Origin of the sequence: Nostoc sp. T09, assembly GCF_002154695.1 — a bacterium.
Taxonomy (GTDB): Bacteria; Cyanobacteriota; Cyanobacteriia; order Cyanobacteriales; family Nostocaceae; genus Aulosira.
This window is the reverse complement of record NZ_MTAV01000224.1, coordinates 1-12208: the sequence shown is the minus strand read 5'-3', so window position 1 is coordinate 12208 and position 12208 is coordinate 1. Positions and strand designations below refer to the sequence as shown.

Here is a 12208-nt window from a genome sequence, read left to right as displayed (position 1 = left end):
CCCTGTTCCCTGTTCCCTCCCTACGTAAATAATTTCAGTAATCAAATCGGATTGCTATATTTATGTAATTCTTGTTTGAAAGAAAATAAGCGCAAAGACTATTAAAAATATTGTGTTAGCTGAAGATTGCTGAAGTAGTAACGAGGAAAGTTAGTTGTGAGTCAAGAAGAATTTAACTATAGTTTTGAAATAATTCAGCAGCAGATACAGACGCTGGAAAGTTACATAGTGGAGCACTCTATGCAGCAACAGACAGTTGAAGCGTTGGAGTCTCTTGCTACTTCGATGAAAAATCTAGAATTCTTCAAAGAAGAAATGCAGGCTAATTTAAAACTAATGCAACTCCTTGAAGAAGAACTGCTGCAACACAATGAAAAGATAATAGCAGAATGTAAGGTTTATCATGATTTATTCAAATTTGCACCTAATGCCTATTTGGTAACAAATGCTGAAGGAATAATTCTAGAAATAAACTACACTGCTGCTGCATTATTAAATTTATTGCCCAGTTTGCTAATTGGCAAATCATTAATTAATTTTGTATCCAAACAAGAGCGTCCATTCTTGCTGAGAAAATTCAAGCAGTCGCTCAATGTCAAGTCTGTACAAGAATTGGAAGTCTCTATCTGCCCCCGTGGCGGACAAGCTTTTGATGCTTTACTGTTGGTGAAACCTGGGCGAGCAACTTCTGGAGCTTTGGGTGCGTTACAGATAAGTTTGCATAATATTACCAAGTACAAGCAATTAGCAGTACCTCAGCAGGTGCCAAGCTTGAGTACACCTGTTGCAAAACCCAATGGGCTGGATGGTTTACGGGTACTGTTTGTAGATGATGAAGCTGATACCCGCGAGTTAATTGCAGCAGTGCTAATGCAACATGGGGTAGAAGTGACAACAGTTGCAACAGTGGCAGAGGCTTTGGAAGAATTAGAGCGATCGCGTCCCGATGTCATCATTAGTGATATCAGAATGCCTGATGAAGATGGCTATGCTTTGATTCGCAAAATCAAGGCACTAGAAGCTGAGAAAGGATGGCAAATTCCCACTGCTGCATTGACAGCTTATCTTGGAGAAGACCGAACAAAGGCACTCAACGCAGGTTTTCAATCACACTTGCATAAACTGGCTGCGCCAACGGAGTTGATTGCAATGGTTGCACAGCTGGCTGGGCGAGGGTGAAAGAGAGCAGGGGGAGCAGGGGAGGCTGGGGGAGAAAAGAGTTTTAGGTTTTCAAGAACTTGAAATTATATTTCAATTCAGTAACGCCCTGAAATTCATTAACCTGAAGAAGAGAGAATTTTACTAGATTTTTTCCCACGAAACATGGACAGCTTAACCGAAAGCAAGAAAGCCGCTTCCGCTTTAGATGTGTTTGCAGGCGGTGGCGAGATGGGTGAGTTGATGCGATCGCGCGATTGGTCGCAAACTTCACTGGGTTCTGCCCTTGACTGGGGACAGAGCCTAAGTACCTCCATCAGTATTTTGCTTGCCTCTCGCTTTCCAATGTGTCTGTTTTGGGGGCGTGACTATATCCAGTTTTACAACGATGACTTTGCTCCTATTCTCGGTACGGCAAAGCACCCAACTGCCCTTGGACAACCTGGCAGCCAGACGTGGCTAGAAATCTGGGATGTGCTTGAGCCACTGTTCGAGCAAGTCATGAGTACGGGCGAAGCAATTTATGCGAAAGACCAAAGTTTCCATCCCAACCGTAAAGGCTACGTGGAAGAGTCGTATTTCACCTTCTGCTACAGTGCCGTTCGGGATGAAACTGGCAACATCAGCGGGATACTCAATACCGTCACTGAAACCACTAAGCAGGTAATCAGTCAACGTCGCCTTGCCATGCTACGGGAATTAGCAACTGCCGGAACAGGGGCAAAAACACCAACAGAAGCTTGTCTCGCAGCCGCCCGTACCCTAAACCCTTACGATATTCCCTTTGCCCTGTTTTATCTGATTGACAAGCAAGGCAAGCAGGCAGAACTCGTTGCATCAACAGGACTCCCCGCAGGTAGTGCCGCTGCACCCACGAGTATCGATCTCACTCTCGCTTGTGGTGCTGATGTCTGGTCGTTTTCTGAAGTACTGCAACATCAACAGCCGCAGGTTGTCACGGATGTTGTCAAACGATTCGGTTCATTTGCCGGAGAACCGTGGTCAGAAAGCCTCCATTCTGCCATGATTTTACCCATCTTGAGTGCTAACAAAAAAATTGTGGAATGTCTGCTCGTTGCTGGAATCAGCCCACGCCTCGATTTAGATGGCGAATACCGCACATTGCTCGAATTGGTCGCACAGCAGGTTGAAAATTCCATCGCCAACGCCCAAGCTTACGAGAAAGAACTTAAACGCGCTCTGGCGTTGGCAGAACTCGACCGCGCTAAAACAGCCTTCTTCACCAACGTCAGCCATGAATTTCGCACGCCGCTAACGTTGATACTCAATCCACTTGAGCAAGTGATCGCCCAAACACACGCTTCACTCCAGCCCGAACAGCGCGAACAACTGGCGATTGTTCAGCGAAACGCCATGAGATTGCACAAACTAGTCAATACCTTACTTGACTTCTCCCGAATTGAAGCAGACAGAATACAAGCAGTTTATGAGCCAACTGATTTAGCCCAATTCACAGCCGAGTTAGCCTCAGTGTTTCGTTCGGCGATTGAAACAGCTTCTTTGCAATTAATCGTGGATTGTCCGCCCCTAAGCGACCTCGTGTATGTAGACCGCGAAATGTGGGAAAAGATAGTTCTTAACTTAATCTCTAATGCCTTTAAGTTCACCTTCACTGGAGAGATTGCCGTCTCATTACACCAAATAGGTGACAAAGTAGAGCTAAAAATACGCGATACAGGCACAGGCATTACTGATGAAGAGTTACCGAAAATTTTTGAGCGCTTTCACCGCATACGAGGCGTAAAAGCCAGGAATCATGAAGGATCGGGTATTGGGCTTGCTTTGGTGGCTGAACTCGTTCACCTACATGGCGGCACTGTCAACGTGGAGAGTGTCTTCGGTAAGGGAACGACATTTACAGTAACTCTACCCACAGGCTTATTGCACTTGCCAAGCAATCAAATTAGTGCCAAACCTACACTAGCATCAACATCAGTAGGTGCTGCCCTCTATTTCGAGGAAGCACAGCAATGGCTAACAGAAGAAAATTTATGGGTTTGGGGCCGCCACAAAGTGGCGGCCCCAAACCCACCCCCGATAAATTCCTCGCAGTTCTCGACTGCGCGCATTTTGTTAGTGGATGATAATACCGATATGCGGGACTATGTAGCGCGTCTGCTATCAAAGCAATGGCAGGTAGAAGCTGTGAACAATGGAGTTGCTGCACTAGCTGCTGTCTCATTGCAACCGCCAGATTTGGTACTTACTGACGTAATGATGCCAGAAATGGATGGTTTTGAATTGTTGAGTGCATTGCGTGCTGACCCAAAGACAAAAGGCATACCCATCATCATGCTGTCGGCTCGTGCAGGAGAAGAAGCGGCAATTGAAGGTTTGCAAGCAGGAGCAAATGACTACATAATCAAGCCCTTTTCTGCCCAGGAATTGGTCGCTCGCGTAGATTCTCACTTACAAATGGCGCGTCTGCGTCAGGAATTATCTTCAAATCACCTCAAGGATGAGTTTTTAGCAACTGTTACTCACGAACTTCATGCTCCCTTGGTTGCTATCCTGGGCTGGACTCGCTTACTACGTTCAAATCAGCTGGATCGGTCTACTGCTTTACGCGCTTTAGACACAATTGAGCGCAGCGCTAACAACCAGGCAATGCTGATTGAGGATTTGCTGAATATTTCAACTATTCTCTCAGGTAAAGTCCACATAGATCGCCAGCCAGTCAATCTCACTTCTACTGTTGGTGAAGTGATGCAGACAATGTTCAGCGATGCTCAGGCTAAAAGAATTCAAATTGTAGAGACGCGACGCCAGTCGCTACAGAAGGATATTTGCGTTTGCGGAGATTTAATTCGTTTGCAGCAAGTTTTCTCCAAATTACTGCATAACGCCATTAAATTTACACCTAAAGGAGGAAGTATCGAAGTTCGACTTGATGCAGTTGACTCTTGGTGCTCTATCCAAGTCAGCGACAATGGTATCGGGATTAGTGCCGACTTTCTCCCCCATGTCTTCGATCGCTTTACTCAAGAGGAAGTTCCCAGCAGACACACACCAGGGGGTTTGGGGTTGGGGCTGGCGATCGCGCGTCAACTCGTAGAACTACACGGCGGTACAATTGAGGCAGCGAGTGATGGAATTGGACGAGGCGCAACGTTTACCGTCAAGCTGCCTTTGATAATGTAAGCGTAGACCGTTAACGCTACATATTAGACCGCTCCCATAAGTTGCCAGACCGCTCCCGTAAGTTGCCAGACCGCTCCCATAAGTTGCCAGACCGCTCCCATAAGTTGCCAGACTGCTCCCGTAAGTTGCCAGACCGCTTCCGTAAGTTGCCAGACCGCTCCCATAAATTGCGAAACCGCTCCCATAAGTTGCCAGACCGCTTCCGTAAGTTCAAGAACCGCTCCCGTAAAAGTTCGCTTGATTATTTACAATCCGAATCAAGAGGTGATTTAACAATGGATCGAGTAGATCGATATCGCCAAAATGTGCGCGATTTTTTAGAGAATTTCGCCGCCGACGATCCAGAAGCCCAGTTGATTTTTGATAATGAGCGCGATCGCTATCTCGTCATGCATAATGGCTGGCGCGGCGAGTACCGCATTTATGGTTGCGCCATGCAGCTAGACCTGATTGAGGGCAAAGTTTGGATTCAGCATAACAGCACTGAAATTTTCATCGATCGAGAATTGATTGGGCGCGGTGTTGCGCCCCAAGATATTGTTTTAGGATTTCGATCGCCCAGTGTGAGAGAACGGCTTGCAGCTGCTTTACTCAAAGATGTGGGCAACAAGCCTTAAGATTGTCTATCTCGACTCTGGCATTCTCATCAATGCTTTTCAAGGAGTCGGCTTGGTTGGGGCTGGCGTAGACGCAAAGCGGCATCGCGCGTCAACTCGTAGAACTACACGGCGGTACAATTGAGGCAGCGAGTGATGGAATTGGACGAGGCGCAACGTTTACCGTCAAGCTGCCTTTGATAAATTTGTAGTGGGAGCATCTTGCTCCCTAAGGTCAAGGAAGCAGGCTAGAGAGCGATCACTACAAAAATCAATTTACACATTTGGGATGCTCCCCTTTATTAAAGAAAGTCCTTGGCTTGTTAAAGAAAGTGCTTACCTTGTTAAAGAAAGTGCTTGCCTTGTTAAACAAAGTCCTTGGCTTGTTAAAGAAAGTCCTTGGCTTGTTAAAGAAAGTCCTTGGCTTGTTAAAGAAAGTGCTTGCCTTGTTAAACAAAGTGCTTGCCTTGTTAAAGAAAGTGTTGACCTTGTTAAAGAAAGTGCTTGCCTTGTTAAACAAAGTCCTTGTCTTGTTAAACAAAGTACCTATGTGTACACCATAGCCGCACCAAAGCGTCTACGTATTTTTTTAATTGTTAATAATCACCGGCAATGAGAAGCAAGCTACCTAATTGGTGAGTAAAATTGCAATTAATAGCCATTTTGCTGGTGAACTGCTGAAGCTATAAGCGCTATGCAAAAACCTCAAAGAGAAACAGTTACGTTAGAAGATTTTGTCATCTCCGAGGAGTTGCCCTGGCGAAATCCGCGTGTAGCAAACTTACATCAAGAAAATCAAGCATTGCACGTATTGGCGCGGCAGTTGGTAAATCAGCCCCAAACGATGCTTCAGAAATTAGTTGACATAGCACTAGAATTGTGCATTGCGGGAACAGTAGGGGTCAGTTTACTAGAAATAACACCAAATGGGGAAGAAATCTTTCGCTGGAATGTGTTGGCAGGAGCGTTAGCAGAGTACCTAGGCGGCACTACACCCCGCAATTTTAGCCCCTGTGGTGTCTGCCTGGATCGCGGTACTCCTCAACTTTACTCTTATCCCGATCGCTATTTTACTTATATACAAGCAGCAAACACTCCCATTGTGGAAGGGTTAGTGTTACCGCTAATTGCAGATAACCATGCCTTAGGCACTATCTGGATTATGTCGCACGATGAGCAACGGCATTTTGACTCGGAAGATGTGCGGGTAATGACGAGTTTGGCAGACTTTGCTGCTGCATTGCTACTGAATCAGCGACAAACCCAGGAATTGCTAGCGAAGAATGTCCAACTAGAGGCGGAAGCTGCCGAACGTAAACGAGCCGAAGAGTTGGCGAGAGAGTCGGAGGCATACTTCCATGCGATCGCAGACCTTGTGCCTGATATGCTTTGGCGCAGTGACCCCACAGGTAAAACTGGTTGGTATAACCAGCGATGGCTGGAATACACCGGGCAGACAATGGAGGAAGCGCAAGGCTATGGCTGGTTGGAGGTAATCCATCCGAGCGATCGCGCCCAGTCCCTCGCCAACTTTCAGAACGCAGTGGATGAGCATCGTCCCCTGCGGCAAGAACACCGGATTCGGGACGCAAACGGAAACTATCGCTGGTTTGAAGTTAGGGCAGAGCCAGTTTTTGATGGTGACGGACGCATCACTCAATGGTTTGGAGCCGCGATCGACATTCACGAACAGCGTACTGCGACCGAACAATTGCGCGAATCAGAAGCACGCTTGCGGGGAATGATTGAGAATCTGCCCGGTGGGGCGGCGTTTGTTGTTGACCGCAATCTGCGCTATCTGCTGGCTGAAGGCGAAGCACTCCATACCGCAGGATTCAAAAGCGAAGATTTAGTTGGCAAAACCATTTTTGAGATACTGAGTCCCGAATTAGCGGCAAATTACGAGGTGAACTACCGCAAAGCTCTTGCTGGTGAGCCGTTTGAACACGAACATAATGCACACGATCGCACTTACATCTCACGAGGAACGCCACTTTATTCTCAAAACGGCGAAGTCTATGCAGTGCTTGCCGTTTCCTATGACATTACTGATCGCAAGCGCGCCGAAGGCGAACGCAAACGGGCGGAAGCAGCTTTGCGTGACAACGAGGCCAAACTGGCGCAAGAACTGGCTGATACAAAGCAGTTACAGCACATCAGCAGTCAGTTGATTCAGTCAGAAAACATCAATGCCCTTTACGAGCAGATTGTCGATGCGGCGATCGCTTTAATGCGATCGGATATGGGCAGTATACAAATACTTGACCCCGCAAGAAACGAGCTTCAGCTACTGACGTGGAAGGGATTTAACCCAGCATCGGCAGCATTTTGGGAGTGGGTGCGCCTTGATTCAGGTAGTACTTGCGGCGCGGCGTTGCACAGAGGCGATCGCGTGATTGTGCCAGATGTTGAAAAGTGCGATTTTATGGCTGGCACAGAGGATCTCGATGCTTACCGCCTTTCTGGTGTCAGAGCGGTGCAGTCTACACCGCTGCTTTCGCGTAGCGGTCGCCTCGTCGGCATGTTTTCCACTCATTGGCGCAAACACCATCGACCGAGCGATCGCGAACTACGGTTTCTCGATTTACTCGCCCGCCAAGCCGCTGACTTGATCGAGCAGCGACAAGCGGAAGCCGCCTTGCGCGAGTCGGAAGGAAAATATCGATCGCTGTTCAACTCAATGGACGAAGCCTATGCGGTTGTCGAAGTCTTGGCAGACGACAACGGCGAGTGGAACGATTTCCTGTTTTTGGAAGTCAATCCCGCTTTCGTAAAGCAGACCAGCATGGAGTATCCGGTTGGACGTAAAGCCACGGAACTTCTAGGGACACCCAACTCAAATTGGGCAAAAGTTTATGGACGTGTTGCCGAAACGGGTGAACCGATCCGGCTTGAAGAAGGTGAAGCCACCCTGGGTCGTGTTTTTGACCTGTATGTTTTCCGTTTGGGCGGAGACGGCAGCCGCCGCGTGGCAGTCCTGTTCACCGACATCACCGAACGCAAACGGGCTGAAGCAGCGTTACGTGAGAGCGAAGAACGATTTCGCTTATTTGTGACGGCAAGCTCAGACATGGTGTACCGCATGAGCGCCGATTGGCGTGAGATGCGGAACCTCGAAGGGAACAAGATTCTCATCAACACCGAAACGCCAAGCCAGACCTGGATTGAAACCTATATTCCGACCGCAGAGCAGTCGCTGGTATGGGCGGCAATTGAAGCCGCCATCCGCACTAAGACGACCTTTGAGTTAGAGCATCGGGTGATTCGAGAAGACGGCTCGATCGGCTGGGTCTTCTCGCGTGCCATTCCAATGCTAGATGCACAGGGAGACATCATCGAATGGTTTGGCGCTGGCAGTGATATCACCGCTCGTAAGCAGACCGAAGCCGCCTTACACGAATCGGAAGAAAAATATCGATCGCTGTTTGAGTCGATCGACGAAGGCTTCTGTATTTTCGGGATGATTTACGACGAGAATGGTCAGGCGGTGGATTACCGTTTCGTGGAGGTCAATCCAGTCTTCGAGCAGCAGACGGGACTCAAAAACGTAGTCGGCAAGTTGGGTAGCGAGATTGCTCCAAACACCGAACGCTACTGGCTCGAAACCTATGATCAGGTGTTGAAGACGGGCAACCCGCAGCGGATTGAAAACTACAACCAGGCGACCGATCGCTGGTATTCGGCTTACGCTTCGCGGGTTGGGGGCGTGGGCAACCGTCAAGTCTGCACCGTTTTTAGCGACATCACCGATCGCAAACGCCGTGAAGCGAATCTCACTTTTCTCGCCGACTTGATGAACGATTTTGCGCCGCTCGTCACTGCCGAAGAAGTCATGGAAATGGCGGGCAGGCGCATCACCGAACATCTCGATTTGTCGCGCTACATGTTCGTCGAGATTTTCCCGGAGGCGGGCACATGCACCTATCTGCTCCCCAGCCATCCCCCCGGTCAGCTTGAAATCAGCGGAAGCTTCGTACTCGCCGATTATCACACCAAAGAGGAACATCGTCTGCTCTGCGCCGGGCATTCGATGGTCGTCAACGACGTACGCGACGGAACGCGCACGCCCGGACAGATCGCAGCGTTTGAGATGTTCGGCATCGGTTCGATCGTCAACACGCCCTACTTAAGCAATGGACGCTGGGTTTTCGATCTGGGCGTCGCGCGCAGCAAGCCTTCGGTTTGGCGTGAAGACGAAATCGAGCTTTTACGGGAACTCTCCGCGCGGGTTTGGCTCCGAATCGAACGTGCCCGCGCCGAAGCAGACCTGCGCCAGTCGGAAGCAAAATACAGATCGCTGTTCACTTCCATCGACGAAGGCTACGCGCTGTGCGAAGCGATCTATGACGAGCACGAAAGACTCATTGACGTGCGGTATCTGGAAGTCAATCCGGCGTTCGAGCAATTGAGCGGATTGGAAAATGTGGTGGGCAAAACGGCAGTGGAAGTCAATCCCATCATTGAATCCTACTGGTTGGAAACGATCGCTCAAGTGCTTCAGACTGGCGTTGCCACCCGCGTTGAAGAGTACGCCGAAGGCTTAAACCGCTGGTTGGACGTTTACTTTTCGCGGGTCGGAGGCGAGGGCAGTCGCCAAGTTGCCATTGTGCTTAACAACGTCACCGATCGCAAACGCTCAGAAGCCCAATTCCGCCGTGCCTTTGAACTTGATACCTTCCGGGTCACGTTGTCGGATGCGCTGCGATCGCTCGCCGACCCGCTCGTAGTCCAGGAAGTCGCCTGCCGTGTGCTCGGCGAGTACCTCGGGGCGAACCGGGTGCTCTACTCCGAGATGGCTGAGGGCACAGGTTCGCAGACGCTCATCCGGGTCAACGATTACACGGCCGGCGTGCCGTCCAGGGTCGGGTGGCACCGGCTCGACGACTTTGGGAAGTTTGTCACAGAGACGTGGCGGGCGGGCCGTAACCTGGTGTGGAGCAGCCTGGACGACCTGCCCAACCTGCCGGCCGACGAGCGGACCGCCTACGAGTCCGTCGAGATCGAAGCCATCATCGGTGTCCCGCTAGTCAAAGCAGGGCGGTTCGTGGCTTTCCTCGCCGTCCACCAAGCCACTCCGCGGAAGTGGACGGCGGACGAGATCGCCCTGGTCGAGGAGACGGCCGAGCGCACTTGGGCAGCAGTCGAACGCGCCCGAGCCGAAGAATCGCTGCGCGAATCAGAAATTCAGCGGGTGCGAGAACAATCTGCCCGCGAACAAGAACGGCAACGGGCAGAGGCACTGGCAGAACTTGATAGCGCCAAAACTCTCTTCTTCAGCAACGTCAGCCACGAATTCCGCACGCCGCTGACGCTGATACTCGCTCCGGTGCAAGATGCCTTGAGCGATTCGGTCAATCCCCTGCCTGGTGTACAACGCGAACGGTTGGAACTCGTACATCGCAACACGATGAGGCTGCTAAAACTGGTTAATACTCTACTTGACTTCTCGCGCATCGAATCTGGACGCATGGAAGCAGTCTATGAACCGACCGACTTGGCAATGTTCACGGCTGAATTAGCCTCAGTATTTCGTTCCGCCATTGAACAGGCTGGGCTGCGCCTAGTGGTCGATTGCCCACCTTTAGCTGAGCCTGTATACGTAGACCGGGAAATGTGGGAGAAAATTGTTCTCAATTTGCTTTCCAATGCCTTTAAGTTCACCTTTGAGGGCGAAATCACTCTCAGGCTGCATCTGGTCGATGACTATCATGTAACCCTACAAGTAGAAGATACAGGTGCAGGGATTGAGCCAGAAGAACTGCCCCATTTGTTTGAGCGATTTTACCAAGTCCGAAAAGCAAAAGCCAGAACACATGAAGGGTCTGGAATTGGTCTAGCTTTGGTGCAGGAATTAATCAAACTGCATGGTGGAACCGTAGACGTAACCAGCACTGTAGGGCAAGGAAGCTGTTTTACAGTCACAATTTCATTAGGTACAGCACACCTGCCAAGCGATCGCCTACGACTCGTCGTAGGCGATCGCTCTCAAGCCACACGCACCCTGACATCAACTGCATTAGGTCCTGCGCCTTATGTTCAAGAGGCAGAGCGGTGGATAGGGGAAGAAGGGGAAAGGGAAAAGGGAAAAGGGGAAAAGGATTTCTCTCCCCCTTCCCCTTTACCCCTTACCCTTTCCCCCTCCCGTGTCCTCATCGTCGATGACAACGCCGATATGCGCGATTACCTGACGCGGATATTAAGCGAACACGTTGAAGTAGAAGCTGTCGCTGATGGGGCTGCCGCACTGGCGATTGTTACTGAACGAGTGCCGGATCTGGTTCTCAGTGATGTGATGATGCCACAAGTGGATGGCTTTGAATTACTCAAAGCATTGCGTGCCGATGCGCGGACAAAAGAAGTACCCATCATTCTGCTGTCTGCCCGTGCCGGAGAAGAGTCTGTAATTGAAGGACTCAAAGCTGGGGCTGACGATTACCTGATCAAACCCTTCTCTGCCACCGAACTTGTGACGCGTGTCTTAGCTCATCTCCAAATGGCACAGCTGCGCTCTGAAACTCTCCGCCAGGAAAGAACAATTAACCACAGGAAGGATGAGGTATTATCAATAGTTTCTCACGAACTCAATACCCCCTTAGTCGCCATTCTCGGTTGGACGCGGTTACTCCGTAGCAGCCCGCCTAATCAAGCCATGTTGACGAAATCCTTGGAGACTATCGAACGCAATGCTACTCTGCAAGCCAAGCTGGTTGAAGATTTGCTCGATATCTCGCGGATTACTGCGGGTAAAATTAACCTGAATCTCCAACCAGTTGAACTGCAAGAAGTGATTGAAACTGCGATCGCCACAGTCCGTCAATCCCTCCAAACCAAAGCCATTCGCCTAGAGTGTACACTTGATCCATTACCAGTAACAGTTCAAGGCGACCCAGACCGTTTACAACAAATCATCTTGAATTTACTAACCAATGCCGTCAAATTTACTCCAAATGGCCGCTCAATTGAGGTTTGTCTTGAAAGTAATGAAAATCAAGCTCAGATTGTCATCAGTGACACAGGCTGCGGCATAGATGCCGAGTTTCTGCCATACATTTTTGATACGTTTCGTCAAGCCCCAGACGCAAAAAAAGGACTAGGATTAGGGCTAGCGATCGCTCGTAGCTTGGTAGAACTCCACGGTGGTACAATCCACGCCCACAGCCCAGGTATTGGGCAGGGTGCAACGTTTATTGTCAGATTACCTTGCCCTTAGATCCCCGACTTCTTTAAGGATACAGCTGGTGAATAAGGGGTAATACCCCTCGCTTATCCCGCAATCCCGCCGTCACCATAGA

5 protein-coding genes are annotated in these 12208 nt (G+C 49.8%); all 5 read left to right on the top strand.

Features of this window, described 5'->3' with window-relative positions; all coding sequences use genetic code 11:
* The first annotated feature begins 156 nt into the window (after positions 1-156).
* Positions 157-1179, top strand: a complete 1023-nt coding sequence (locus tag BV372_RS33055; protein ID WP_256973599.1) for a response regulator — start codon at positions 157-159, stop codon at positions 1177-1179.
* A gap of 144 nt (positions 1180-1323) precedes the next feature.
* Positions 1324-4320: an ATP-binding protein gene (locus BV372_RS33050; protein WP_086691494.1), complete on the top strand. Its 2997-nt coding sequence runs from the start codon at positions 1324-1326 to the stop codon at positions 4318-4320.
* 41 nt (positions 4321-4361) lie between these two features.
* Positions 4362-4937: a XisI protein gene (locus BV372_RS38080; RefSeq protein WP_256973598.1), complete on the top strand. Its 576-nt coding sequence runs from the start codon at positions 4362-4364 to the stop codon at positions 4935-4937.
* Positions 4938-5205: 268 nt separating this feature from the next.
* Positions 5206-5532: a hypothetical protein gene (locus tag BV372_RS33040; RefSeq protein WP_086691490.1), complete on the top strand. Its 327-nt coding sequence runs from the start codon at positions 5206-5208 to the stop codon at positions 5530-5532.
* 78 nt (positions 5533-5610) lie between these two features.
* On the top strand, positions 5611-12126 hold the full coding sequence (locus BV372_RS33035) for a PAS domain S-box protein (protein WP_143845447.1): 6516 nt from the start codon (positions 5611-5613) through the stop codon (positions 12124-12126).
* Positions 12127-12208: the final 82 nt, after the last annotated feature.